Annotated in this window: 23 protein-coding genes; 7 read left to right on the top strand and 16 right to left on the bottom strand. The window is 48.8% G+C overall.

The window, feature by feature from the left end; translation table 11 throughout:
- Positions 1–31: 31 nt before the first annotated feature.
- The gene (locus ACFVU8_RS01010; protein WP_387425542.1) at positions 32–784 is read right to left on the bottom strand and encodes an SDR family NAD(P)-dependent oxidoreductase; all 753 of its coding nucleotides are present in this window, start codon (positions 782–784) and stop codon (positions 32–34) included.
- 356 nt (positions 785–1140) lie between these two features.
- Between ACFVU8_RS01010 and ACFVU8_RS01005 the strand changes: the two genes are divergently transcribed.
- Complete coding sequence (locus tag ACFVU8_RS01005; protein ID WP_387425541.1) at positions 1141–1632, top strand: MarR family winged helix-turn-helix transcriptional regulator; 492 nt, start codon at positions 1141–1143, stop codon at positions 1630–1632.
- A gap of 250 nt (positions 1633–1882) precedes the next feature.
- Here the strand turns inward: ACFVU8_RS01005 and ACFVU8_RS01000 are convergent, their stop codons facing one another.
- The 4 genes from ACFVU8_RS01000 to ACFVU8_RS00985 form a co-directional block, all read right to left on the bottom strand.
- A complete protein-coding gene (locus tag ACFVU8_RS01000; RefSeq protein WP_387425540.1) occupies positions 1883–3136 on the bottom strand; it encodes an APC family permease in 1254 nt (417 codons plus the stop codon).
- Positions 3137–3318: 182 nt separating this feature from the next.
- Entirely contained in the window at positions 3319–4227 is a 909-nt protein-coding gene (locus tag ACFVU8_RS00995; protein ID WP_387425539.1) for a LysR family transcriptional regulator, read from the bottom strand.
- A gap of 581 nt (positions 4228–4808) precedes the next feature.
- Positions 4809–5996 (bottom strand): mandelate racemase/muconate lactonizing enzyme family protein, encoded by a 1188-nt coding sequence (locus ACFVU8_RS00990; RefSeq protein WP_387425538.1) that lies wholly within the window; start codon positions 5994–5996, stop codon positions 4809–4811.
- 135 nt (positions 5997–6131) lie between these two features.
- Positions 6132–7223: a mandelate racemase/muconate lactonizing enzyme family protein gene (locus ACFVU8_RS00985; protein ID WP_387425537.1), complete on the bottom strand. Its 1092-nt coding sequence runs from the start codon at positions 7221–7223 to the stop codon at positions 6132–6134.
- 430 nt (positions 7224–7653) lie between these two features.
- Between ACFVU8_RS00985 and ACFVU8_RS00980 the strand changes: the two genes are divergently transcribed.
- From ACFVU8_RS00980 to ACFVU8_RS00965, 4 genes are all read left to right on the top strand, one after another.
- A complete protein-coding gene (locus ACFVU8_RS00980; protein WP_387425536.1) occupies positions 7654–9213 on the top strand; it encodes a helix-turn-helix domain-containing protein in 1560 nt (519 codons plus the stop codon).
- A gap of 86 nt (positions 9214–9299) precedes the next feature.
- Positions 9300–10319 (top strand): ABC transporter substrate-binding protein, encoded by a 1020-nt coding sequence (locus tag ACFVU8_RS00975; protein WP_379464564.1) that lies wholly within the window; start codon positions 9300–9302, stop codon positions 10317–10319.
- A gap of 177 nt (positions 10320–10496) precedes the next feature.
- Positions 10497–11666: a pectin acetylesterase-family hydrolase gene (locus tag ACFVU8_RS00970; protein WP_387425535.1), complete on the top strand. Its 1170-nt coding sequence runs from the start codon at positions 10497–10499 to the stop codon at positions 11664–11666.
- 60 nt (positions 11667–11726) lie between these two features.
- Positions 11727–12347 carry a TetR/AcrR family transcriptional regulator gene (locus ACFVU8_RS00965; protein ID WP_387425534.1) on the top strand — a complete coding sequence of 207 codons (621 nt, stop codon included), beginning with the start codon at positions 11727–11729 and terminating at the stop codon, positions 12345–12347.
- Here the strand turns inward: ACFVU8_RS00965 and ACFVU8_RS00960 are convergent.
- From ACFVU8_RS00960 to ACFVU8_RS00950, 3 genes are read right to left on the bottom strand one after another with little or no spacing between them, the layout of a single operon-like run.
- Positions 12319–13707 carry a HAMP domain-containing sensor histidine kinase gene (locus ACFVU8_RS00960; RefSeq protein WP_387425533.1) on the bottom strand — a complete coding sequence of 463 codons (1389 nt, stop codon included), beginning with the start codon at positions 13705–13707 and terminating at the stop codon, positions 12319–12321. The two genes, ACFVU8_RS00965 and ACFVU8_RS00960, sit on opposite strands and share 29 nt — an antisense overlap.
- Positions 13704–14381, bottom strand: a complete 678-nt coding sequence (locus tag ACFVU8_RS00955) for a response regulator transcription factor (RefSeq protein ID WP_379464568.1) — start codon at positions 14379–14381, stop codon at positions 13704–13706. The genes ACFVU8_RS00960 and ACFVU8_RS00955 overlap by 4 nt, the downstream gene beginning before the upstream one ends.
- 60 nt (positions 14382–14441) lie before the next feature.
- On the bottom strand, positions 14442–16412 hold the full coding sequence (locus ACFVU8_RS00950) for a serine hydrolase domain-containing protein (protein WP_387425532.1): 1971 nt from the start codon (positions 16410–16412) through the stop codon (positions 14442–14444).
- A gap of 215 nt (positions 16413–16627) precedes the next feature.
- Here ACFVU8_RS00950 and ACFVU8_RS00945 point away from each other — a divergent pair, with 215 nt between their 5' ends.
- Complete coding sequence (locus tag ACFVU8_RS00945) at positions 16628–17056, top strand: VOC family protein (RefSeq protein WP_175372473.1); 429 nt, start codon at positions 16628–16630, stop codon at positions 17054–17056.
- Between the two features lie 108 nt (positions 17057–17164).
- Here ACFVU8_RS00945 and ACFVU8_RS00940 read toward each other — a convergent pair whose 3' ends face one another.
- Together ACFVU8_RS00940 and ACFVU8_RS00935 are read right to left on the bottom strand one after the other, a co-directional pair.
- Positions 17165–17524, bottom strand: a complete 360-nt coding sequence (locus tag ACFVU8_RS00940; RefSeq protein ID WP_387425531.1) for a hypothetical protein — start codon at positions 17522–17524, stop codon at positions 17165–17167.
- A gap of 220 nt (positions 17525–17744) precedes the next feature.
- Complete coding sequence (locus ACFVU8_RS00935) at positions 17745–18224, bottom strand: DinB family protein (RefSeq protein WP_387425530.1); 480 nt, start codon at positions 18222–18224, stop codon at positions 17745–17747.
- Between the two features lie 189 nt (positions 18225–18413).
- Between ACFVU8_RS00935 and ACFVU8_RS00930 the strand changes: the two genes are divergently transcribed.
- Positions 18414–19487: an LLM class flavin-dependent oxidoreductase gene (locus ACFVU8_RS00930; protein WP_387425529.1), complete on the top strand. Its 1074-nt coding sequence runs from the start codon at positions 18414–18416 to the stop codon at positions 19485–19487.
- Positions 19488–19713: 226 nt separating this feature from the next.
- Here the strand turns inward: ACFVU8_RS00930 and ACFVU8_RS00925 are convergent, their stop codons facing one another.
- Genes ACFVU8_RS00925 through ACFVU8_RS00900 form a run of 6 tightly spaced genes read right to left on the bottom strand, consistent with a single transcriptional unit; the run spans position 19714 to position 25559 of the window.
- Positions 19714–20214 carry an MgtC/SapB family protein gene (locus ACFVU8_RS00925; RefSeq protein WP_175372469.1) on the bottom strand — a complete coding sequence of 167 codons (501 nt, stop codon included), beginning with the start codon at positions 20212–20214 and terminating at the stop codon, positions 19714–19716.
- 29 nt (positions 20215–20243) lie between these two features.
- Positions 20244–21278: a LacI family DNA-binding transcriptional regulator gene (locus ACFVU8_RS00920; RefSeq protein ID WP_387425528.1), complete on the bottom strand. Its 1035-nt coding sequence runs from the start codon at positions 21276–21278 to the stop codon at positions 20244–20246.
- 24 nt (positions 21279–21302) lie between these two features.
- The gene (locus ACFVU8_RS00915) at positions 21303–22340 is read right to left on the bottom strand and encodes an ABC transporter ATP-binding protein (protein ID WP_175372467.1); all 1038 of its coding nucleotides are present in this window, start codon (positions 22338–22340) and stop codon (positions 21303–21305) included.
- Entirely contained in the window at positions 22337–23380 is a 1044-nt protein-coding gene (locus ACFVU8_RS00910) for an ABC transporter ATP-binding protein (RefSeq protein WP_379464575.1), read from the bottom strand. Before ACFVU8_RS00910 ends, ACFVU8_RS00915 begins: the two co-directional genes overlap by 4 nt.
- Before the next feature lie 32 nt (positions 23381–23412).
- Positions 23413–24558, bottom strand: coding sequence for an ABC transporter permease (locus ACFVU8_RS00905; protein WP_175372465.1), 1146 nt, complete (start codon positions 24556–24558; stop codon positions 23413–23415).
- Between the two features lie 2 nt (positions 24559–24560).
- A complete protein-coding gene (locus tag ACFVU8_RS00900) occupies positions 24561–25559 on the bottom strand; it encodes an ABC transporter permease (protein WP_175372464.1) in 999 nt (332 codons plus the stop codon).
- Positions 25560–25580 lie beyond the last annotated feature (21 nt).

The raw sequence follows: 25580 nt of genomic DNA, 5'->3' as shown, positions 1-25580 counted from the left end.
TCAATGTGCAATATAGTTTAAGCTTTACCAATTACCACGGAATCGTTCCAAATGTTGCGCTCATAAATGTTCCTGTTGGAGCGTCCGGCCCAAGCAGCGCAACGCGCACGATCTCGGAAGCACCCTCCTCGACGGTCTGCGTACCCTCTGCATTCAGAGCCGTTTTGGTGAAGCCCGGGGAGACTGCGTTGACCTTGATTCCGGTCGACTCCAGCTCAATCGCCATTGCGAGCGTCATAGCGTTGAGGGCCGTCTTCGAAGCAGGGTAGGTAGGGCGGAAGTACGTACGGTAGGCATAGGACGGATCCGAGTTATTCGTCAGCGAGCCAACACCACCTGATACGTTGACTATGCTTGCTTGAGGTGCCTCGCGCAGGAGCGGCAGCATCGCCTGATAAACGGCAAGGACGCCGAACACGTTGGTCTCCCATACTGCCCGCACTTCATCCATGGACACGTTGCTCGCAAGGGTCAATTTAGCGTACTCCTGCACGGACATAGAGCCCATTCCTGTATTTGAGATCGCTGCGTTTTGGATGAGCACGTCGAGGCGGCCAAGCTCCGTGCGGATGCGCTCTGCTGCTGCGGTGATTGAGGCCTGATCTGTCACATCCAGTTGGAGCGCAATGGCGCCCGGCCCGATCTCCTTGGCTGCAGCCTCTCCTCGCTCGAAATTACGCGATCCGACCAGTACAGTGAGGCCGTTTGCCACAAGATCCTTTGCGACCTGAAGGCCAATTCCTTGATTTGCCCCGGTAACCAAGGCGACACGTTTATTATGCATTGTAATACCTTCCTTTCTTGCATCAGCAATATTAGTAATATATCTGCTCCACCATCAAGTTGACACGTCAACCTGTTGATGGGACCACTATAGCATACCTAAGGTTGACACTTCAACTCACTAGTGAGTTTACTATAATACTTTGAAGTTGATACATCAACAATCTATGGGTACAAGCCATTTACCAAATGAAAAAAATAGGGTATCCTTGTCCATGTGCTGAATCCTTTGCGGTGCGTTTGCTCGTACCTTTTAACGTCCGCTTAATCTTTTGGTCCATCAAGAAAACCTTCGTTTCAGAAGATTTAGACAATTCATGCGTTCAACTTTTATGCAACGCTAGTGATAATTTCCCTATGAATAATAACGAAACTAAAGGAAAAGGATATGTGAATATGGATAAGGACTGGCTAAATGAAGAGGAAATGCAATTATGGTATATGTGGAAATCCAACTATAAGAAAATCATGGATCGTGTAGTAAAAGACATGTCCGAGAAAACAGGACTCTCAGAAGAGGGTGATTTTGGTATATTAGTTAGGTTAGTTGATTTAGGGAATGGTGTGCTTCGCCAACAGGAATTAGTCGACTCGATGGAGTGGACGAAGAGTCGATTGTCCCATCATCTAACGCGGATGGAACAACGCGGGCTTGTCCTAAGAAAACCATTAGATACAGGTAATGGTGTTCAAGTCATCATCACTCCCTCTGGAAAATCAGCAGTGGATGCTTCTCGTCCCATATACGCAAAGGCAGTACGCAAATATTTTCTTGATCAATTATCAGATCAAGATGTTGAATTAATTACTAAGCTGGCAGAACGGACAGATAAAATGACTTCAGATTGATCAGTAATAGAATACGCTCCATCTCACTTTGACACATTATAAAAGCAGATTAGGAGCTTACCTTCGTCATGACATGACTGCGATGAATGCTATTGCCCAGGAAATTGCAGAGCAAACGGGACTTTCCGGGAGAATTTTCAACGTGTTAGGTTAAAAGGTAACGAAAAAAAGCGTCTTCGGCAGCATCTGCTTGCCGGGGACGCTTTTTTGTCATGAGTATGCCCTTGTTTTTGTCCTGAATATGCCCTGGTTAATGTTGAGAAACCCTCCTGCTCCGCCACTCCCTGTAGATAAAGAATACGCATAGAATACTAATAATCAACAACAGGCTACGGGAGGAATACATGCCGATGACAACCACCAGAAACAGTGAAAGAATCGTTCCCAAAATAGCAACCACTCTGCTCTTCAGCACCTTGATCCCTGCCAGAATTCCGATTAGCGCGTTCATACCCAGAAAGCTGTTCGCGACCAAAACCAGCATGCTAATATCATAAGCTCCAATCTGCATGAACAGTATAACCGCTGCATTCACCAACCCAATGACGCTAATGGCGACAAAAGGAGTGTTATGCTTCGTACGTTGTCCAAGAAAAGCCGGCAAAATCCTCTCCCCGGATAAGGAAGCAGTCAGCCGCGATATGCCTCCTACGTATAGCAGATAGGTAGAGGCACAGAGGAAGACACCAAGCCCTGCAATAATCTGCTGCCCCCGCTCTCCGAACAACGGATACATAATTCCTCCAAGGGAATGTCCTCCTCCATCACCTGCCGGGTCACTCCACTGCATAGCCGCCGCCACTACCAGATACACACCAGCAATAACGATAAAGCTCAGAATCATCCCTCTGCTGGTCGTCTTGCGGATATCCTTCACCTCGTCCGTGTAATTCCCGATAATATCCCACCCAAAGACCGCCCAGAAAAGAATCAGCACCGCATACCCAAAGGATTGGGGCTGGAAATTATCCATAATAGCGAAAACCTTAGGATAATTGGACAGGCTAACGGCTGAACCTGTGAACAGTACCACGGCAGAGACTGTGGACATCAGCAGCGATATTTTTCCGACAACAGTAATTCTGCAAAATAGCAGCAGCACGCATACCGCAGTCAAAGCGTATCCGATATAAAAGGGGTCTCCCCACCCAAGCTGTGACAAATACTCACTCGCTGTCAGTAAGACGGCTGCCGCTCCGACCGACACGCCCAGGATCAAATACAAAGAAGACAACACCTTGATCTGTCCCCCGAACGCACGGTTAACCGCATTGGCAATACCGGCATCGCCGGGATAACGGATACTGATCGCCCCGAAAATATATGCCGTCAGCAAACTGACTCCGATAATGATCAGCCAAGCAACAATCGCCCACTCCCCGACCAGTTCGTAGATTGTAGAGGGTAACATCAGGATACCCGAGCCCAGAATGGGGCCAATAATCAGACCGCTAAGGGTCCATACGCCAAGCTTTTTCTCCTTCACACTATGTTGCCTATTCATGCCGTACCATCCCTTCTCGTCCCGAGCCTCAGTATCCGAAAGATTTCATTCAGTCTGCTGCTCATGTACAAGAAATTATAGACGGCCTTTTCCTCTATAGGGTAAATCTCAATAACTATGGGATTCCATAGCTAAAAGCTATATCTTGAAGCAACAATAGCCATTAAACTTTTCTGCATGCGCTACACCAGATCTTTGACCATAAGCTGTAACTCTTCTAAATATCGTTCACCAAGACGACTCAGATTCATATTTTTATGCCTGATGGTCCCAATCTGTATCTCTTCATCCACTTCAAGTGGGATCGCGATAAAATCATCGCCATGAATCTCCTCACCAATAATCCCCGTCGAAACCGTGTACGCGTTTAGGCCAATAAGCAGATTGACAACCGCGGCCCGGTCGGTCACTTTTATGCTCTTTTTGCGTTCCAGGTTGCTAAGAATCTCTTCCGAGAAGTAAAAGGAATTATTGTCGCCTTGCTCAAAAGACAGGTAGGGATATTCCTCCAGATCTTCAATTGTCACGCTTGTCCGTTGGGCCAATGGGTTCTGAGTGCTGATAAATATATGCGGGCGGGCAGTGAACAACACAGAGAAGACCAGATCATTTTCTTTGAGATGTTTTAGGATGATACGGGCGTTAAAAGTGTTGATATATAACACCCCGATCTCGCTGCGAAGGGCTCTGACATCATCGATAATGTCATAGGTTTTCGTCTCTCTGATCGTGAATTCATATTCATCAGCGCCATAGTCCTTGATCAGATTCACAAATGCATTAATAGCGAAAGTATAGTGTTGCGTGGAGACAGAAAAATGCTGCTTGGCTGGCTTGGAATGCAGATATTTCTCTTCCATGAGCTGATAATGCTCCAGCATCTGCCGTGCGTAGCTCAGGAACTCTGCTCCCTCCTTCGTCACGCTGACCCCTTTATGGGTACGGATGAAGATCGGGAGATTAATCTCCTCCTCCAGTTCCTTAATGGCGTTGGAGAGGCTGGGCTGGGAGATGAACAGACTTCTGGCGGCTTCACTAAAAGAGCTTTTATCCGCAATCTCCACTGCATATTTGAATTGCTGTAATTTCACGCAGGCGTCCTCCGTTCCGGGGCTGTTCGTCCTCAAATGACTTAAACATAAACAGCAGGTATACATTCGTCAAGTCCCTGTGTAAAAAGACAAAGACAGGCGTACCCCTCATGGGTCTTTGCCTGTCTTTAATTAGTGAATTTAAGATTCATGCAGTCTTCTTAACAATGAAGAATGGTCTGCCCCTCAATTAACAGCATTTTTGTACCTTATATTCCTGAAAAAGAGGTGGATAAAGGAAATAAGAACAATATTGTACCTTATTTTCCAAAAAGAGAGCTAAAAGGGGCATCATAGAGGATTTAACATACAATATTGCACTTAATCCCCATTAATCCTTAGCTGCAGAGTATTTAGGGTACAAAAATGCACTTAATTGCACTTCGGAAATAGCTACTAGGCTTTGTTTGTTATTGTAATGCGTACTATAATCTATGCTGCACTCACTTGATAAGGATATCGACCTGATACCACGCTTGGACGCCCTTTCTCCCTTCTCCCTTCTCCCTTCTCCCTTCTACTTTCTCCTTTCTACTTTCTCCTTTCTACTTTCTCCACTAAGGGGTTGCCTACCCTCTACCCTAATGCTCCACCAGCGAACCGTCGATATGATGACGCAACTTGATCGGTATTTCTCTCGGGGGATGCTTTGCCCTAAGATCTGGGGCAAGAGACGTGCCAAGTCCTGGTGAGACGGGGACGGTCACATATCCAGCATCGAATATTGGAACAGAAGTAACCATCGAGGTGCCGCGCAGAGACGTGCTGAAGGTATGGTCAATATAGCTTGCCGTCGGATATTCAAGGATTAGAAAATTCGGGAGCGCCGCTGCCGCATGCAGATTGGCGTTTAGCATAACCGGTGAGAACGGATTGTGCGGAATAATCTGCACATCGTAAGCTTCCGCCAGCACAGCAATCTTACGCAGTCCGGTGAAGCCACCGCATAATCCGATGCAGGGCCGGATATAGCGGGCACCGCCTGCCTGAAGCAGCCGCTGAAACTCATAGAGCGAGTAGATCCGCTCTCCAGTGGCAATCGGCACGCCGATCGCGCGCTGGACCTCGGCCATGGCCTCTATGGAATCGGGCCGGATCGGATCTTCGAGGAACAGCGGTCGCACGGATTCCAATGACCGCGCGAAGCTGATCGCTTCTCCAGGCGATAAACGGCGGTGTAACTCGATACCGAGGTCAAGATCATCACCTACAACTTCACGTACAGCGCTCAGCACCTCCAGCGCCGAGGACATCCGCTTGGCATAAGTGGCGTTCAGCGGAATGTCCGAGGAGACATCCAGGAACGGATTCAGATGGCCTGCTGCGGTGAAGCCTGCCGCCTTAAGCGCTGTTACATTATGTATCACTTCTTCCTGGTTTGCTCCTCTGATCTGGCCGTACACTCTGATGCGGTCGCGCAATGCTCCACCCAGCAACTCATGCACAGGCACCCCAAGTCGTTGTCCCTTTAGATCCCATAGCGCGATATCAATCGCGGAGACGACCCCCATCAGAATGGAGCCATGATAGCTGCCAAACCTTGTTAACGCTTGCCAGTGATATTCAATCCGGTCAGCACTCTGCCCAATCAAGTAACGTCCGGCCTTCTCTGCCAGTGTAGCCGCAGCTTCCAGATGTGCCCATACCCCAATCTCGCCGACGCCGACCAAGCCGCTTGCCGTCTCAATCTCCACAAAAGCATGCATATCAGCCAGAATCGGTTCCACACGGACAATCTCTTGGTCCCTGTGCGCCGCTGTCTTGCTCATTTCCTCACCCTCCAACGCGTATTTCAATCATCCAGTGCCAGTCCCATGTATTTCTTTAATCTGTGATTCTTCAATTTTCTCTTTGTTACAACCGTGATCACCTGTGTCTTTAAGATGTCAAATGCCGACAGAACCTCACAGCTTCAACCGATAAGGAGCAAGCCGGGTCTCGTCCGGTGTACAACCGTTGCCGACAACCTCCGGCACTTGAAGACAACCATCCGCATTCAGAACCGCGCCTTCAGTATAAAAGCTTGCCAGCATGGGATCGAACACGGCCGGATAATATTCCATCCAGATCCCGCAGGGGATCGAGGCCATCAGCGGCAGATTGATCTGGTGATCGCCATGCGCCGAAATGGCCAGGCCACTGGCTTCAGCCATAGCTGCCACTTTTCTGAACTCCGTAACTCCACCCATCCAGCGGGCGTCCGGCTGGAGAATGCCAACAGCGCCGGTCTCGATCAAGTCCCGAAAGCCGTATTTGGTGTATTCCTGCTCTCCTGCGGCCAGTGTGATGCTCGTATGCGCAGAAATCTTTTCATATCCTGCATAATCGTCAGGAGCTACCGGCTCTTCAAGCCAGAAGAGATCATACTCTTCAAGACGTTTGGCTATCTGAATAGCCTCGAAATAACGGTACGAGGCGTTGGCATCCACCATAAGGGTAATATCCGGCCCTATGGCTTCGCGTACAGCACGCACACGCTGCACATCCTCGCGGATGGACAGGCGCCCGATTTTCATTTTTACAGCACGTGCACCTAGCTCGACATAAGACAACATCTCCCGCTGCAATTCTGTAATGCCCTCGCCGTCCATATAGTAACCACCTGCGATGTAGACTAGCATCTTGTCCGTGAAGCCGCCGAGGAGACGGTGCAATGGCAAACCTGCATATTTGCTTTTAATATCCCACAGCGCCATATCTATGGAGGACAGTGCAGCGGTCTCATGGCCCCGCCGTCCGTGCAGCTTGCTGTCCCACAACGTGGACCAAATTCGCTCGGTCATTAGCGGGTCCATCCCGATCAGACGTACGGCGAACGCTTCACGCAGCTGCCGTTCTCCGTCTGATGCGCTACCGATGCCGTAGCCGGTGATGCCTTCATCCGTCTCTATCTTGAGTACGCAGCGTACCACATCACTCCATGTATGCGAACCATTCGAGATTGCCCGTGTACGGGGCCAGGAATAATAGTTGGCCGTTACGCGAGTTATTTTCATATTCCACCTTTGTTCTGCTGACGCGAGCCTTTCTGCGTATGTACTCTGACCTCTTTGAATAATTCCACCGCATTCATTTTCATAACCATATCCAATCACCATGCCTTTCTATTCAAAATACATTAAATTAATTTGTATAATCGGAATTATACACAACAAAAAGATCTCACTCTCCCCACCGTAGGGAAAATGAGACCTCTGTTTGTCAGGTCAGTCTCGATATTATTATCATGTGATAATCTAATATTATAATCGCGACATAAGGATGTCAATTATTATTTTTAGTATTCCCATTGGAATTAATATATTCATAGTCCCTTCATCGAAGGAAGATTCCACTTCGCACAAGGGCAACAAAATTTCGACTTTGACAGGCTAATTGAGAAATATTATCATTCATTAGTAGCTTATCTCGAAAGGGGGCCCTCACTTGAAAAAACAGCCTGATTATTCACCCGTCTTACGTAAATTGCTTCGTGCTGCCAGAATAAAAGGCGACCCGGCTGCAACCACGGGCAACCTGCCAGCCCAAGACCCTTCTGTCGACATGCTTCTTGTCGTTACCAAATCCCAGTCCTCCCGGTGGCAAGGGAATACAGCCTATTTTACCGTACTAGATACCCAAAGTATCGACTCGCTTCAATCTGCTGGGGCGTCTCTGGAGGGTTACCTTTTTCTAATAGAGCAGGAAAACAAACCGGTGAAGTGGTCCATTTCTCTTCCAGCGGCAGCCTCATATATAAGGCTTTGTGAACATGTCGTAGATCTATCCGAAGCGAATGATCCACTGCTGCAATTCCGTGGACAGATATACTTTCAAGAGCTTTTGTATGAGCTGTACCGGATCGACCGACAAGCTGCTCACGATACCAGGACCGCAGTGGAGCATACCAGAGAGTATATGGAGAGTCACTATGCAGAAGTCATGTCTGTCAAAAGCCTTGCCGAAATGGCTGGCATCAGCCCTTCCTACTATTTGGAGTTGTTCAAAAAAATTGTCGGCAGAAGCCCGATAGAATATTTGACCTCCGTACGGATCAATGCCGCCAAGCGGCTGATGGAGCAGACTGAAGCGCCCGCCCATCAGATTGCAGAGACGGTCGGTTATAAAGATCCGTTCTATTTCAGCCGCCAATTCAAGCAAGCGACGGGAATGTCTCCCTCCCGCTATGCTGAGCGGGATCGCAACCGGATCGCAGCCTTCCACTATCCCATGACCGGGCAAATGCTGGCACTGCAGAACATCCCCTACGCGGCGCCACTTGACCGGGAATTCTGCCTCTTCTATAAACACAAATACGAGCAACAAATTCCGGTTCACCTCAAGGACCCTTCCATGGAGAATAATATGCTCTTCAACCTGGAGGCACTGCAGGCGGGCAGACCAGATCTTATCATCGCGGGTGACTGGCTGCCCAAAGCTGGACGGGGGGAACTGGAACGAATTGCTCCTACACTTTATGTGCCTTGGTGGGAGAAGGATTGGCGGCAACACTTACTCATTGTTGCCCAGTTCCTCGGGGAGACCGTTCAAGCGGAGCGCTGGCTGACTCAATACGAGATCAAGGCAGCGACGATCCGCAGCAAACTGAAGGAGCGACTTCGGGACAGCAGCATTCTGGCGATTCATATACTGAATGGGTCAATCCACCGCTTCGGCGGTCGCAATCTAGGTGCTGTGCTTTACGGGGACCTGGGCTTAAGACTTCCCGACTCGCAAAGCGCCGAACCTGCCTACGAGATATTGTCCATTGAGCAGCTGATTGCTCTTAATCCCGATCGCCTGCTTGTAGCTATTGGTACCGATCCACAAGCCAGAACGCTTTGGCAAGACCTTACCCAAATGCCCGAATGGCAATACATGACCGCCGTCCGCAATAGACATGTACAGCAGATCCAGCCGGACCCATGGTTCGACTACTCGGCGATGGGACATGAGCGGATACTCAGAGCAGTAATCAAGTTATTTTCCTTGGATCGTCCATCCTAATTCCTAACATTGACTATGGTCAGTTGGCAGGGTTAGCGGGTATGCTGTTTTGAGTGATATTGATTCTCAGTCTCAGGAGGGAAAGCATGTTTTATATTAAAAAATTTCAGCTAGCCACTGTGGTTCTGCTCTTGTCTGTGGCGTTATACGGCTGCAGCAACACAGACCCTGCTTCTACTGCAGCCAAGGAAACCGCGGCGCAGACAGAAGCTACGACCTCAGCGGTACCAGCAGCTAGCCCGGAAACAACCAATTCGTCTACGGAGAACGCTCCCCGCACGGTCAAGGACGACTTGGGCAATAACGTGGTCATACCTGCCAACCCTCAGCGTATTGTTGCCCCCTATCTGGAGGACGCGCTACTGGCCCTTGGCGTCAAGCCAGTCGCTCAGTGGTCAGCGGGTGATTTGCTCCTGAAGTATCTGCAGCCACAACTGCAGGATGTACCTAAGCTGGACTTTGTCAGCCTGGACCCCGAAGCGGTATTGAGCTTCACACCGGACTTGTTCATCGTGCCGTTCGCGGTACGGGTACAAGATGGAGCGTATGATAAATACGCGAAAGTCGCTCCGACCTATGTCTTTCAGGACGCGACCAAAGACTGGAGAAAGACGCTTCTCACCCTTGGCGATCTATTGAATCGGGCCACACAAGCCAAAGAAGCTCTTCAGGCATACGACAGCAAAATTGCAGACATTAAGTCCGCACTCCAGAACCAAACAGCCGGTAAGAGTGCAGCCATCATGCTCATCTCGGACAAGTCCTTCTCGCTGATGCAGGAGAATACCTATAGCGGTAAGGTCATCTATGATGGTCTTGGCTTAGAGGTGCCTCCGGGAGCACAGGGCAACGACTGGAAGGATATCTCCCTCGAGAGTCTGCCGGAATTGAAAGCCGACTATATTTTCCTCATGCAAGTAGACGGTGCCGATCCGCTGAAGAACCAGCAGCTGGCCTCCATCTATGATACATCCGTGTGGAAGAATCTTGAGGCCGTCAAAGCCGGTCATGTGTTCAGCGTGGATCGGGATTACTGGATTAACACGGGTCTGAACGCAAACCTGAAGGTGGCAGAGGATGTGCAGAACCTGCTAAACCGTCCATAATAAAAAATCTAAGATACAACAGCCGGAGCGAGGAAATCCCCACCTTGCCGGCTGTTTCTTTGTGATCAGGGCGCAGTTGCACTCAAAAATAATGCATAAAGGAGATTTAACGGTTTTAATTACACACATTGTGCAACCAATTATCTTAATGTATACTCATTTTGAGGAGTGATGCAGATGAGAAAATTGGCCAAAATTACAATCTTTACTGGGGTTGGGTTGCTGGGTTTGATTTTGATCGCTGTAGTGATGATCAGCGCTTTCGTGATCAAACGGCCAACAACCATACCCGAGCTTGCGGATGTGAAGCCATACAAGTGGAATAAAATGAATTTGGGCGGAAACGTGATTTCCAGTGACGGTTCCGAATATTTTCTATGGAATAAAAAAGGTGAGAATAATAACTGGATTATCTTCTTCTCCGGAGGTGGAGCAAGTTGGGATGCCAAGAGTGCCGCGCACCCTATCAAACTGATGAATTTTATAACAGGTGGAGATACAGGTAATTATTTTCCAGGCATCCCCTTCTATATGCTAAGTCTGCTGCAAGGAATGATGGATACCGATAATCCCGCCAATCCCTTTCATGGATGGAATGTCGTCTACCTCCCTTATACAACCGGTGATTTTCATATCGGCAACCACAACGCTGAATACACTAAAGAGGACGGGACTCCCTTCACGATGCATTATAATGGGAGCAACAATGTACGGAGCAGTCTGGACTGGATCTATGCCAACGTTGACAACCCGGGCAAGCTGCTGATCGCAGGCGAAAGTGCGGGCGGGTTCGGCTCCGCCTTCTGGGCAAAGGAAATCGCCTCCCATTATAAGGACTCGGAGATTTATCAGTATTCCGACAGCTCTTTCCTGCAATCGGATAAATGGCCCAATGTGGTTGATCAGGAGTGGCATGCAGACTTCACCAAAACCTTTGGGTATAAGGCTGAGCCGGATATCATCGGAGCGGCTTTTACAGCTAACGGCCATCTTTTACCTGCCAATGCAGTATTATTGCAGTCCTATTCGTTGTTTGACGAGGTCCTGATTCACTTTCAGAACAAAATCAATGATTACTCAGGACCGCAAAATCAGCAGAACATAGATGCATGGTCACAGCAAATGCGGACCTCTGTCCGTACGCTGGCGGCATCCCTGCCGAATTACTACTACTACCTGACCGACTACGGGCTGGATAAAGAAAAAGGCACCACCCCGCACACATTTGCCACCCGGGACACCTTCTATCAGGCCGAACAGGATGGGATCAAACTACTGAACTGGCTAGGTGATGCCGTCAACCACCACAAACGCTATTCCGTCGGCAGTGAGTTCCTTGAGAAATAGGAAGAAGTCCAGTACGATTAGAAGGAAGGTATTCTGGAAAGAGGCAGGAGAGAAACGCTAATGAAGCTGCGTGAAAAACAGATGCAAATGACGCGGGAGATGATCAAGGGTGCAGCGCTGGCACTGTTTAATAATCAGGGCATTGAGCGCACCGATATGGCTCAGATTGCTGAAGAAGCCGGCATCTCCCGGCGAACCTTGTATCATCATTATAAGGATAAGGAAGAATTGGCTGTCCAAATCTATGTCGAGAATCTGGAGCGGATGTTCGGGCAGTTGCTGTTTGACTTTAATTTTGAACACCCCGAGCAGTCGCTGGAGACCATCCTGGACAAATATTTGGCGCTTAGGGAGGAGAACGAATCACTGATCTACTACGATGCTATTTTCGGAGTTTACTACAGTACCCTCTCCAAGAATCCCGCTGAGTTGCCAGATTTCCAGAAAGCTATGCAGGGCTGGTCTGCAAGGCTTCTACAACCGGAGACGGAGCCGGTGACGCCGGAAGACAAAACAAAGTGGATAGACATCCTACTGAAGTCCACCCACCTGTATTTCATGTATTTGCAAAAAGCTGTGATTATTACCCGCCAGCGCGGGGGCCAGATTACGGAAGAGGATCGGACCACCGACCGGCAATTCAAGGATTTCATCATGCACGGTGTTCGTCATTCCCGCTGACACCGGGCACAGTGAGGGGCAGTCTGACGATGATCGTCGTGCCCTCTCCCACTGCACTATTCACCTCAATATTCCCCTGATGCAGCGACACAATTTTCTTAACGATCGCAAGCCCCAGTCCGTTGCCATTGTTATTTCCGTTCCGCGACTTGTCGACTTTATAGAATCTTTGGAATACAGCACTGAATTCCTCCGGAGAGATCCCGATGCCGCTATCGCTTATGGTAACGGCTATTTCTGCTGTACCAACTTCAATCCTAATACGGCTATTCCCACCCTCAGGGGTGAACTTGATGCTATTGCTTAGCAGATTCATCCAGACCTGCTTCAGTTGATCTTCATCCGCCTCGATCGTAACAGCCTCTGGCAACTCAAGATCAATAAGAATGCCCTTGGACGACCATTGCGGCTCACAAGTCACAACAATGGTGCGGATCTGCTCATCAAGATGAAAGAACACCGGATTAAAGGGATGATGCTCGGAGTCGAGTGAAGCTAGCTTCAGTAAATTATCACTCAGGCGTGACAGCCGTCCACTCTCCGCTATGATAATCTCAAGATATTCATTACGCTCTTCTTCCACGATCAGATCATGACTTTGCAGAGCCTTAGCGAACCCGGAGATCGAAGTAAGCGGAGTCTGGATCTCATGGGAGACATTGGATACAAAATCTTGCCGCATCTGCTCCAACTGCTTAAGCTCCCCGGCCATTTCCACATAGCTTCGGGTCAATTCCCCTATTTCGTCTACCCGATTGACCTTTAGCTCTACCTCAAAATCACCCTTGGCCAGCCTTCTTGTCGCCCGGGTCAACACTTTGATTGGCTCCACCAGATATCTGGCAGCGATGAGAATACAAAGGCTTCCGAGCAGTAGCACAAGCAGTAGTACAAAAAACATCATCCGGTTGATGATATTCTCATTCTCGGCGGAATACTGCAGGAACATCGCCTGCCACTCCCCTTTTAACAGAAAAGGCATCCCGATGAACGTATCATGATCTTCCGTTGTGGAGCGGTAATACCGTCCTTGCAGCACTTGTTTAACGGCTTCGGGTTTAATGATTACAGCCGGATTATCCTTAAGTCCGTAAAAGGTATGCCCGCCGGAATGATTAAACAGATGAATCGGATAGGCAGATACCTTAACCATACTCCTCAGGAACTCATCCGTATCGGCAGGCTTGGCGTCATCATAGCGGTGAATAATCTCTTTGCCCACACTGATCATTTCATTCTGACCTTCGTAACTGATCTGTTGTTGAAAAACATACAGACCTATAAAAAAGGAGCATAACAGGCTGAATACAATTATGGCCAGGAACGTGATAATCACACGCACATACAGGGTCTTAATCATGACTGCAGAATCAGCCGGTATCCGAGCCCCCGGGCGGTTTCAATTTGAAAGGGTCCATCCTTAATGGTAAACTTCTCTCTCAGTCGGCTGATATGTACATCCACTGTGCGGCCGTCTCCATCATAGTTAAGTCCCCAGATCTGCTGTATCAGTTGTTCCCTCGTGAAGATTTGGCCAGGATGGCTCGCCAGCAGAAACAGAAGTTCGAACTCCTTAAGCGGCATATTGACCAATTCGTCTCCGCGAGTAACCTCAAACGTGCGGCGGTTGAGGACGACACTCCCGACCTGCACTAACTGGGAAGTAACCACCAGCGAACGTTTAAGCAGCGCTTTTACCCGCATTACCAGCTCAAGCGGATCAAATGGCTTGCTCAGATAGTCATCTGTCCCCAGTTGGAAGCCTTTTACTTTATGCGCAGATTCGGATTTAGCTGTCACCATCAGAAGGGGGAGGTTAGCATCCCAGCGCCGAATCTCCCTGCACAGATCCCAGCCGTCCAATCCTGGCATCATAATATCGAGAATAACGAGATCCACCCGTGAGTTCTCCACAATAGACAGCGCTTTGGCACCATCATTTGCCTCTTTGATCTCAAAGCCCTCTTTACGTAAAAACAAAGACATCAGCTTGCGGATGTTGTCATCATCATCTGCGATAAGGATAATCGCCACAACCATCCCTCCTCTCTCAAGCTTCCATTATAAGTGTTCTATGCTAGGTAAAAAATGTCCTTAACCGAACTGCCAGCCCAGCAGGTTCCAATGGTAGAAAAACACAACCAACGTCACAGCTGAAAGTGTCACGAGCGTATAGTGAACACGCCGGAATGTTGTCCAATACCTGTTCTTCCAGACTAATATAACTCCTACCAATAATGCCAGCGTCAGACCCACAAATAGGATCGGCATGACCAAACTGAGATAAAGCGCGGTACTAATGCCGCTAAGCTTCGTCATGAGGTCCATTGACATCACTACCAGAAATAGCGTAACGAAGGAGAGTAGTCCCCAGCCAGAAGCCGCCGCCGACAGTCTGATCGCCCGCTTCTCCGGAACAGACATTGCCTTGATCTTGCGTCTGCCAAAGATAAATCCAAGTATTGCTGTGATGAACATAAATGCTGAAATTCCAAGTAAGGTGAACCAGAAACTGGTCTGATCCATTAGCGGCGTCCGCTCCAGCGGCATATCCGGGATAGCCCCCAAGATCATATGTGTGACCTTGCCGGAATCATCGGTGCGGAAGGCGATTTGTTCAGTACCCCCGACATGCTGGAACAAATCCTCACCAATAGGGGCGTAAAATGCTTGTTCACTGCCGCTTCCCAGGGACAATTTATTATCGGATACAGTGACATTGAACTGTACAAGAAAATTGAAAAATTTATCGATATCACTGAAGTTGCGACGTGTAAATTCATAGGAACCCGCATACTTTTGAACCGATTCAGCAGTAATTGAAGATTCTACTGGGGTCTCTTGAAGGGGTGCAGGGTAGTATTTGTTGAAAAAGGCTTGAATCAGACCTTCTGCCGACTCACTTCCCGAACCTCCGCTATAGGAGAGGAATATACCTATATTTTTGGCCGGAACCAGGTATAATTCAGTATTAAACATCGGATCAGAACCGCCATGGGTAATAAGGGTCAAACCGTTGATGCTCTTCTCAGCAAACCCAAGTGTGACTCCCGGCATACGTTTATCGAATTGGTACGCCGTTGCATGCATTAACCCAGCAGTATTGGCGCTAAGGATTTGCTTGTCCCCATATCGTCCATTCTGCAAATGAGCAATCATGAAATGTGCCATATCCACTGCCGAAACAGTACCCGACCCAGCCGGACGGAAGCCTGCTTCATATGTAGGTGTACCGGGGGTAAAGCTGCCGTTCTCACTGTTGTAACCCACAACTGCGTAAGGCTTGAACGCTTCCGGCAACGGCTCCTGTACCGTCGCATATTTCATATCCAGCGGATCGAATATATTCTTCTTAACATAATCGTCATAAGGCATTCCGCTGACATCTTGCACGATCAGGCCCGCCAATGCGGTGCCGTAATTGGAATAGGAGCTCATCTCACCTGGAGGTCTCACCCGGGCCAGCCTATGCTTTTCCAGCGTTTCCGAGATCGAACCCGGCAATTTAGCAGGGTCCGTCGTGATCTGATACCCTACGCCCCCCTCTTCAAACCCCGCTGTGTGTGTCATCAAATGGCGCATCGTGATCGGTTCGGGATAGGTATCCGGTACCTTAAAGTCTTTCAGGTAGGTATTCACATCGGTGTCCAGATCAATCTTGCCTTCCTCCACCAGTTGCATGACCGCCGTCCAAGTGAACAGTTTAGTGGTTGAGGCGATCCGGAACATGCTGGTCTTGGGATCAACCGGTGCAGCTTTCTCCAGATTGGAGCTTCCATAACCTTTTGTCAAAATAATCTGACCGTCTTTGACGATCGAAATAACTGCGCCCGGGATATGCAGCCGGTTCATATCCTCTTCCATGATTCCGTCCACGAACGTAGTTAAGCTTGTGGTATCATCCAGATTGGCAGGGGCTTCGATCTGATGCACCAATGGCTTGGCCTGCCCGGCTGCTGCCGATACTGATATCCGTGGAAATGCCAAGCTAGACAGAATTCCGCTGCCCAGGACAGCCAAAATGATCAGACAAGCAACAATTCTCTTTTTCAGGGTTGTGAACATGATTATCCTCCATATGATCCGTTATACATTGGACGGTCAACCGCTCCAACATGTTTAGAGATTATCAGAGGTTTGTGAATAGAAAGTTAACAACACTATAATATTTAAGCTATACCAAACTTCCCGCCATTTTACTATATAGGACAAGTTTTGATTATCAAGAATTGAAATGATACAATATGAGCGATCCATTTAAAACTGAGGAGTGAAGAACTTTGGCCATTGACGTGTATCTTAATTTTGAAGGAAACTGCCGTGATGCTGTAGAGTTTTATGCGAAGACTTTTGAAACGGGACAACCGCAAATTATGACCTTTGGCGATACACCACCAGATCCGAACTTCCCTCTTCCGGAGGAAGCAAAAAATCTGGTTATGCACGCAAGATTGAGCATCAATGGCAGCAACGTCATGTTCTCGGACACCTTCCCAGGAATGTCGTTCATCCAAGGCAACAATATCAGCCTGTCTTACAGCAGCAAGAATATCGAGGAGATCAAGTCCCTCTTCGGTAAGCTGGAGGATGGCGGCAAGGTGGGCATGGAATTACAAGAAACCTTCTGGAGTAAGTGTTACGGGAACCTCACCGATAAGTTCGGCATTCAATGGCAGTTTAACTATGACAACGGAGAATTTCAAGGCTAGCTCTTTTCTTTTTGAAAAAAATAAATTAAATGAAAACGGCCTGTCCGCAGACTTGCGGCAGAGCCGTTTTTTGTTGTTTATGCCGCTGGCTGGCACCCTTGTCACCACTCAAGCTCTGAACAGGATGATCAGCTCGGTAAGCAGGATCAGCCCCGCTGTGAAAATACCCACAGAATGCACCAGAGTCAGTACTTCGGTATAGCTCTCTTTGCGAAAATGTGAGGTGATCGCCACGGTCCATAGTACGCCGAAGAAGAGCGCTGCCATACCGGAGATGTCTTCCGTTCGCACTTTGCGGCTCTTGTAAAAGAATCCTGCAAGACCGATGATAGTGTAGGCAATATAGATGACAAGCTCCAGGGTGGTAATGGTGGGTGTAGGGCCAGACGGAAGCACATGTAGCAGACTGTATTGGAGGCCAAGCCCTAAAAATACGAGCAAGTTAAAGGGGATTTTCTTCAAATGCATAACCGTTCTCCTTTGATATAATTTATTTATAAAACAAAAGATAACGCTTACATTGTAATTGTAATTCCATCCTTTTACAGTGACATATGTCTGCTCATTTTACTGAACATGAACACAAACAGGCCGAAGCATAAAAATCATGCCCCGGCCTGTGAATCGCCTATGTGATTACGTTAAGTCCAGTCCCCGCAATTAATCCAGCTTGCTGTCGATAAAGCCGTTATCTATGTCTGCTTAAGAAGGTCTCGATCTGCTTCCGGTGATGCTTGTCATGCGGGAGAAAGCCCCGCAAATGCTTGCGGATGCTGAACTTCTTGCGGTCTCCGTCTTTGTATTCCTGTATGTATTCCTCTTCGGTTAATCCGGAAATTGTATCTAGAATGCGGGTTCGTTGCAAAATACAATCTTCTGCTACCTGCAGGGCAGATAGCGACTTCGCATGCTCAACAGCATTGGCATTAAATTCATTGAAGTCCAGATGTCTTGATGTTAAGGGCTGGCCCAGCTTGATCTTCTCAATGGCTTCCTCGTAAAAGTACTTGTCCCACAGCATAATATGACAAATAATATCCTTCACTGTCCATTTCCCTTCACCGATCGGTGTATTCCAGTGTGCTTCAGGGGCTTCTTTCAAAGACTCCACGAAAGGGAGAAACGACTGAAATTCGAGCACCATCTGCTCATTGGTTTTGACTGCCATACACATAACCTCCAGTTATATTGTCAGCAATTCCGGTGTTCTATTGCTTGGCTGCAGGTTCAATTGTATCAGAATTCACAGGTAAATAACTACAAATATTCCAATGCACCAAAACAAAACTTACTTACTAAAGTTGAGAAACATTAAAAAGTATAGTAATATAAAATTATAAATAAGGAGGCGATTGCAGTGGCTGAACCAGCAAACCGCATTGAAATAGGAATTAGTACATTTCTGGAAACAACCCCCGAATTGAAAACGGGTGAAATTATGAGTCATGCGCAGCGGATGCGCAACGCTGTAGAGGAGATTGTGCTGGCCGATCAGGTTGGCCTGGATGTATACGGCATCGGGGAGCATCACCGGGCGGATTATGCGGGCACCGCTCCAGAGATTGTGCTTGCGGCCGCAGCCTCTGTAACGAAACGTATCCGGCTGACCAGCGCCGTGACCGTGTTATCCTCGGCCGACCCGGTCCGTGTCTATCAGGGCTTCTCATCGCTGGACGGCCTCTCAAACGGCCGGGCAGAGATTATGGCAGGACGCGGCTCGTTCACAGAGTCCTTCCCGCTCTTCGGCTACAGCCTGGATGACTATAACGAGCTGTTTGAAGAGAACCTGGAGCTGCTGTTGGCGATTCGCGAATCCGAGAAGGTTACATGGCGCGGCGGGCATCGCCCGGCCATCCATAACCTCGGTGTCTATCCGCGCTCCGTTCAGAGCCCGCTGCCGGTCTGGATCGGCACCGGAGGTAACCCGGAGTCCGCCATTCGTGCGGGCGTGCTGGGTCTGCCTGTCGCCTTCGCGATCATCGGCGGCATGCCAGAGCAGTTCGCGCCGCTCGTCCGACTGTACAAACAGGCTGCCGCAAAGGCCGGGCATGATCCTGCGAAGCTACAAATCGCCACCCATTCACACGGCTTTGTCAGCGATACGACTGAGCAGGCTGCTGAGCTGCTCTACCCGCCGATACAAGCACAGATGAATGTCATCGGGCGCGAGCGCGGCTGGAGCCAGCCTTATAGCCGGGCGACCTTCGACGCCGCCCGCAGCCTGCGCGGCGCCCTGTATGTCGGCGACCCGGAATATGTCGCAGAGAAAATCATTCTGCTGCGCAAAAACCTGGGCATTACCCGTTTCTTCCTCCATTTGAGCGCAGGTACACTGCCACATGAGGAGCTTATGCACGCGATTGAATTGCTGGGCACCAAAGTCGCACCTATTGTACGCAAGGAATTGGCACGCATCGAGGGTTGGGAATAATCGAATTGGACTTCGAATTGAAATTGGAAACGAGCTGCCTCATTAATGAGGGCAGCTCGTTTTTTTACAGCAATATGCTATATAGATTGAACAAAAAAATAAGGGGAACGGAATGGAGGGAAAGTTGGAACTGAAGGAGCGATAGCGGCCGCCTAAAAGCTTTCCGAAGGAAAGCTCGCTTCGGAAGCATGGGCTCTCCGGATTTTATCCGCGAATAGCGGTACAGCTATGCGCTTAAATCCTTCTTTTCCTCCTTGGATTCCAGCTTCTTGTGCTCCCATTTCTCAATCCACCCGCCTACACGGATGAAGAAGAAAGCCACTACAATCGAGAACGTTACAATCCCATAGAAACCGGCCCCGGTTCCAATGCCAACTCCGCCTGCGAACAAGATCATCGCCGCAGACGTTAAGCCTTTTACTTCAAAGCCAGCCTTCATGATCAGTCCTGCACCAAGAAAACCGAGACCGGAGACAATCTGCGCCGCCAGACGCATGGGGTCCATCATCGTCCGGTTATGCAGCTGGCCGTATACTTCAACACTTTCAATAGATACGATTGTAATTAAGGCAGAGGCGACCGTGACGAATGTGTACGTCTTCACACCTGCCGGCTTGTTCTTGTGGGTCCGGTCGAACCCGATCAGCAGCCCAAGAACGGCACTGATCAGAATCCGAACGTAATATTCAAAAGGTACAGCATGGCCAATCGATGTAATCGCTGTCATTTGTTACCTCGCTAACCTGGAACTCCCGGTTACGTTTTATTGACTGGAGCGCAAGAGTCTCTTTCAATAAATTTGCTAGGGACGGTCCAGTTATTGTCATATTCCCCTTCCAGCACACCCAGTTTATGCATAAGCAGTCTTACCGACTGTACCCCGAGTTCAGAGGGTTGCAGATCCATTCCCGTCAAAGCAGGTCTTACCTGATGCATCATGGTCAAATCGCCGCAGATCACGAATAAAGAAATATCCTCCGGTACAGAGAGACCGGCTTCGTTGATGGCGTTGAGCGCGCTGAGCGCCGAACGATCATCATCGGCAATGATTGCTGTTACCCGCTCAGGATGACTCTTCAAAGTACGCATCGTCTCATCATACCCATATTTTATATACTCATCAGAGTGAATGTCCGGCTTGCTATAGATCATCTCCGGCTGTACAGTTATTCCGTGTTCCTCCAATACCCGTACAAATTCCTCCATCCGCTCAATCCCCACGGTCATTCGATCCCCAGCATTCAGGAACATAATATTATGGTGACCCAAACCGATCAGATACTCACAGATATATCGAATGATGCCCTTGTTGTCGTTGTTGACGGTAGACACATCCTGGATTCCCTCATTGATGATTCTGCCCACGGTGACGAACGGAATCTCATTCTGGTGCAGGAGATTTATCCGGTCATCCTCTTCCGTTGGGCCGAGCACAATCGCCCCATCGATAGGGTAGCTGGCTAGCGAAGGCGTCTTGACCTCACCCGTCGGAATCATATCCAGCAGCACACGGTATCCGTAATTGGAGGCTTCCAACAACACCCCGTTAATAAATTGATTATGGAACATGCTAAAAAAGAATTTACGGTGCGGAATCATCAGCCCGATCGCCATTGTTTTCTTGGTGACCAGGCTTCTTGCGATATGATTCGGCACGTAATTCAGTTTTTTCGAGACTTGAAGCACTTTCTCCGTTACCTTCTTGCTCGTGGGTCTCTTCTGACTGAATACGTTGGATACCGTTCCTTTGGATACACCCGCCAGGCGGGCCACATCGTCAATCTTCGCCATTTTAGGAATACCCTCTCTTCAACACTAGTTCACTTGCAACTCGGCAGACTCAATGGGAACGCCGCGAAGCTGAAGCTTCTCTGCATAATGACATGCAGCAAAATGATTATAACCTACTTCACGAAGCTCAGGCACTTCCTGGATACATTTCTCTGTCTTGTAAGCACAGCGGGGGTGGAAATGGCAGCCGCTTGGCGGATTAGCTGGATTCGGCACTTCTCCCTCCAGAATGATCCGCTCCTTCTTGAATTCAGGATTCGGCTGGGGTACAGCCGACATCAGAGCCTCCGTATAGGGATGCTGAGGATGTCCGAATAGCGATTCCGTTGACGCCAGCTCCACGATTCTGCCCAGATGCATTACGGCTACCCGGTCAGAAATGTTCTGTACGATAGAAAGATCATGCGAAATGAAAATATAAGTGATCTTATATTGCTCCTGCAAATCTTTGAGCAGGTTAATAATCTGTGCTTGAATCGAGACATCGAGCGCGGATACCGCCTCATCACAGACAATCAGCCTAGGCTGTGTAATCAGCGCGCGTGCGATAGCAATCCGCTGCCGTTGTCCCCCGGAGAAGGCATGGGGATATCTTTTTAAATAACCTACATTCAGTCCGGTTTTCTCGGCAATCTCGGTGACCTTAGCCTCCACCTCATCCTTGCTCAGCTTAAAATTGGCAATCAGCGGCTCGGCAATAATATCAAACACGTTCATCCGCGGACTAAGTGAGGAATACGGGTCCTGAAAAATCATCTGAATATCTTTTCGGTAAGCCTTGATTCCTTTACGGTCAAGCTTAAGATAATCAACGGCCTTCTCGTCCTCTGCATGATAGACGACACTGCCCGAAGAGGCATTAACGCCCCTGACGATACACCGCCCAAGCGTCGTTTTTCCACAGCCGGATTCTCCGACAATACTAAGCGTCTCCCCTTCAAGCAATTCGAATGAAATATCATTCAGGATATGAACAGGCTTTGGCTTTTTGAACAACGCTTTGTCGGATTTGACTTGAAAGCTCTTGTTCAGCTTGAGGACTTCAAGGATAGGTTTGGTCATTGTACTTCTCCTTCTCTCTGGTCCGCGTACAGGAAACATCTAACCATGTGCTCGTCAGAAATTGTGATTTTCGGTGCAGACTGTGCATTACATACGCCTTCGATCCGGTCTTTGCAACGGTCATAAAATCCGCACATCGGCGGCATGTTTATTGGCATTGGGACAGAACCTTCAATGGAATCCAGCCGTTTACTCTTGTTCCCGCCTAGTCTAGGCATGGATCGGAGCAAGCCTTTGGTGTAAGGATGCTTCGGATTATTGAAAATTTCTTTCACCGGTGCCTGTTCCACGATTTTCCCAAGGTACATCACCGCGACCTCATCGCACATCTCGGCGATAATTCCTAAGTCATGAGTCACCAGCAGAATCGCCATGCCGAACTCCGCCTGCAGACTTTTCATGAGTTCCAGCACCTGCGCCTGAATCGTCACATCGAGCGCTGTCGTCGGCTCGTCAGCAATCAGAATCTCCGGGTTGCAGGACAGTGCCATTGAGATCATCGCCCGCTGGCGCATCCCTCCCGAGAATTCATGCGGGTATTGATCAAACCGTTTCGCCTGGTCGGAAATGCCGACTTTGCTGAGCATCTCCAGCGCGATTCGCTTGGCTTCTTTCTTGTCCTTCGTCTGGTGAGTCCGGATCGCTTCCATAATCTGATTCCCGATCGTATACATTGGCGAGAAGGCCGTCATCGGCTCCTGGAAAATCATCGAGATTTTCCGGCCTCGGATAGAACGAATCTGCTTGCCAGTGGGCTTAAGGGATAAAAGATTTAGACCATTCAGCGCCGACTCTGATTCCGAATTGTAAGTGATGGTTCCGCTCGTTTCACATTCCTTCGGATTAATGCTGATGATAGAACGGCTGGTTAAGCTTTTACCGCAGCCGGATTCACCGACGAGGCCCAGAGTTTTACCTTTGTAAATATTGAAGTCTACCCCATCCACGGCATTCATGATGCCACTTTCCATCTGGATCTTGATCTTTAAATCCTGAACGGACAGTAAAGGTTGCTCCTTATGAGCCGCTTGAGTTGCCATGCTATCCCCTCGCTTGCCTAGTATTTGTGACATTATTTTTTGTACGGGTCAGCTGCGTCGCGCAAGCCGTCACCAATGAAGTTATAGGTCAATACGGTCAGAATGACTGCACCCAGTGGAAGCAGCTTCCATGGATACAAGGCCACGTTCTCGATCTTTTGGGCCTCCTGCAGCAGTACACCCCAACTGGTCGCCGGCGAACGGACACCTAGACCGAGGAAGCTCATGGCTGTCTCCCCCAAGATCATGCTGGGGATGGCCAAGGTCGTCGCTACGACCAGATAGCTCATAAAGCCGGGCAGTAGATGCTTTACAATAATCTTCGTATTGCCTACGCCAGCAATTCTTGCCGCTACCACATAATCTTCATTCTTGAGCGAGATGAACTTGCCTCTGACGACACGTGCGAGATCCGTCCATCCAATGAACGCAAAAATGATAACGATGTACAAATACATGGTCACCACCGGAATACGTGGCGGAATTGCAGCAGACAAAGCCATCCATAACGGCAAGGTAGGGAAGGAACGAATAATTTCGATTACACGTTGAATCAGGGAATCAAGCCAACCACCAAAGTAACCGGAGATGCCGCCAATAATTAATCCCAGAATAAAGCTGATGCCCACGCCGACTAAAGGAATGCTGAGCGAGATTTGACTGCCCAGCACAATCCGGGAGAACAAATCTCGGCCCATACCATCCGTACCGAGCAAGAAGATTCGCCCTGGCTCTTCTACCGCGAACAAATGGGTCTTCATCGGGATCAGGCCCAGAAATTTATATTCCTGTCCTTTCACGAAGAATTTGAAAGAGTGTCTTGTCTCTGTATCCGCAACAAACATTTTGCGTAAGGTTTCCGGGTCACGTTCCGTCTTCAGCCCATAAACAAACGGTTTGATGTGAAACTTGCCTTCCGCATCCACAAACCGGAGACCCATAGGCGGAGCATTGACGTATTTACTATCATAGCTTTGCAGATCGTATGGCGCGATGAATTGCGCAAACAAAGCTACGAGGTATAGTAAACCCAGAATGTACATACTGATCCGAGCCAGTGTGTGCTTCTTGAACTTCTGGTAAATCAGCCGCCATTGCGAGCTGTAAACCGTGTCTTTAGGTGCCGCGGTGACTGGGGCTGCTGGTTTTTGACCTTTAAATAACGGTAGTGTTCTCATGATTAAGATCCCCTGAACTCTGTACGGATTTTTGGATCAAGCCAAGCTAGCAAAATATCGGAAATCAGGGTTCCGAGTACTGTCAGCAAAGCCATAATCAATAGGAAGGTTCCGGCAAGGTACATGTCCTGCCCCAACAGGGCGTTATGCATAACCGGTCCTTGAATCGGCAGGTTCAATACAATTGCTGTAATGGTCGCGCCCGTAAAGATCGAGGACAAGGACCAGCCAAAGGTACTCACAATCGGATTCAGGGCTGCACGCGTCGGATACTTGAACAAGATTTGCATCTCTGACAAGCCTTTAGCGCGGGCAGTCACCACATTCGGTTTATTCAATTCGTCAAGCATCTGACCCCGCATAATGCGGACCAGATCTGCCGTACCTGAAAGCCCGATGACGATAACAGGAATGACCATATGCTGCATTAAGTCTTTAACTTTGTCCATCGACCACGGCGCATTTACGTATTCGGGGGAGAATAAGCCGAGTAACGGGTTGCCAAACCATTTATAGGACAGGAACATCAGAATAATCGCCAGCAGGAAGTTTGGGGTAGCCATCCCGATAAAGCTCAAGCCCGAGAAGAAATAATCTCCTACGGAATACTGCTTGACTGCTGTGTAAATCCCGATGGGAATCGCAACGATATAATGAAAGGCCATAGTAACTAGGGAGACAACCAGCGTCAGACCCATATATTGCTGAATGACGGCCATAACCGGCTTGTTATAGTTGAACGAAAATCCGAAATCGCCATGCAGAATGATTTTTTTCATCCACATAAAATACTGCTCATAGATCGGCCGATCCAGGCCCAGATTTGCCCGCATCTGATCCATTTCCGCCTGGCTCATAATATCGCCGGAAGCGGACATTTTGGCCGCATAGGAGGAGACATAATCTCCGGGCGGCAATTGAATGATATAGAAGACGATGAAGGAGATTAAGACCACCACAGGTATCGCCAGAAGAATTCGTCTAATAATGTATTGAAACACTTTGCAATCCTCTCCTCTACA

It is taken from the genome of Paenibacillus sp. NPDC058177 (genome assembly GCF_042883835.1).
GTDB classification, from domain to species: Bacteria; Bacillota; Bacilli; order Paenibacillales; family Paenibacillaceae; genus Paenibacillus_AQ; species Paenibacillus_AQ agri.
Note: the sequence above shows the minus strand (reverse complement) of the source record. Positions and strands in the feature narration are given on the sequence as shown.

What these genes read in the sequence shown, in the direction of transcription:
- ACFVU8_RS00915 (WP_175372467.1), bottom strand. Translation starts at nt 22,340, where the DNA reads ATGACCAAACCTATCCTTGAAGTCCTCAAGCTGAACAAGAGCTTTCAA.
- ACFVU8_RS01010 (WP_387425542.1), bottom strand. Translation starts at nt 784, where the DNA reads ATGCATAATAAACGTGTCGCCTTGGTTACCGGGGCAAATCAAGGAATT.
- ACFVU8_RS00960 (WP_387425533.1), bottom strand. Translation starts at nt 13,707, where the DNA reads ATGATTAAGACCCTGTATGTGCGTGTGATTATCACGTTCCTGGCCATA.
- ACFVU8_RS00920 (WP_387425528.1), bottom strand. Translation starts at nt 21,278, where the DNA reads ATGGCGAAGATTGACGATGTGGCCCGCCTGGCGGGTGTATCCAAAGGA.
- ACFVU8_RS00940 (WP_387425531.1), bottom strand. Translation starts at nt 17,524, where the DNA reads ATGCATTTGAAGAAAATCCCCTTTAACTTGCTCGTATTTTTAGGGCTT.
- ACFVU8_RS01000 (WP_387425540.1), bottom strand. Translation starts at nt 3,136, where the DNA reads ATGAATAGGCAACATAGTGTGAAGGAGAAAAAGCTTGGCGTATGGACC.
- ACFVU8_RS00975 (WP_379464564.1), top strand. Translation starts at nt 9,300, where the DNA reads ATGTTTTATATTAAAAAATTTCAGCTAGCCACTGTGGTTCTGCTCTTG.
- ACFVU8_RS00970 (WP_387425535.1), top strand. Translation starts at nt 10,497, where the DNA reads ATGAGAAAATTGGCCAAAATTACAATCTTTACTGGGGTTGGGTTGCTG.
- ACFVU8_RS00990 (WP_387425538.1), bottom strand. Translation starts at nt 5,996, where the DNA reads ATGAGCAAGACAGCGGCGCACAGGGACCAAGAGATTGTCCGTGTGGAA.
- ACFVU8_RS00935 (WP_387425530.1), bottom strand. Translation starts at nt 18,224, where the DNA reads ATGGCAGTCAAAACCAATGAGCAGATGGTGCTCGAATTTCAGTCGTTT.
- ACFVU8_RS00950 (WP_387425532.1), bottom strand. Translation starts at nt 16,412, where the DNA reads ATGTTCACAACCCTGAAAAAGAGAATTGTTGCTTGTCTGATCATTTTG.
- ACFVU8_RS00925 (WP_175372469.1), bottom strand. Translation starts at nt 20,214, where the DNA reads ATGACAGCGATTACATCGATTGGCCATGCTGTACCTTTTGAATATTAC.
- ACFVU8_RS01005 (WP_387425541.1), top strand. Translation starts at nt 1,141, where the DNA reads ATGAATAATAACGAAACTAAAGGAAAAGGATATGTGAATATGGATAAG.
- ACFVU8_RS00905 (WP_175372465.1), bottom strand. Translation starts at nt 24,558, where the DNA reads ATGAGAACACTACCGTTATTTAAAGGTCAAAAACCAGCAGCCCCAGTC.
- ACFVU8_RS00965 (WP_387425534.1), top strand. Translation starts at nt 11,727, where the DNA reads ATGAAGCTGCGTGAAAAACAGATGCAAATGACGCGGGAGATGATCAAG.
- ACFVU8_RS00910 (WP_379464575.1), bottom strand. Translation starts at nt 23,380, where the DNA reads ATGGCAACTCAAGCGGCTCATAAGGAGCAACCTTTACTGTCCGTTCAG.
- ACFVU8_RS00985 (WP_387425537.1), bottom strand. Translation starts at nt 7,223, where the DNA reads ATGAAAATAACTCGCGTAACGGCCAACTATTATTCCTGGCCCCGTACA.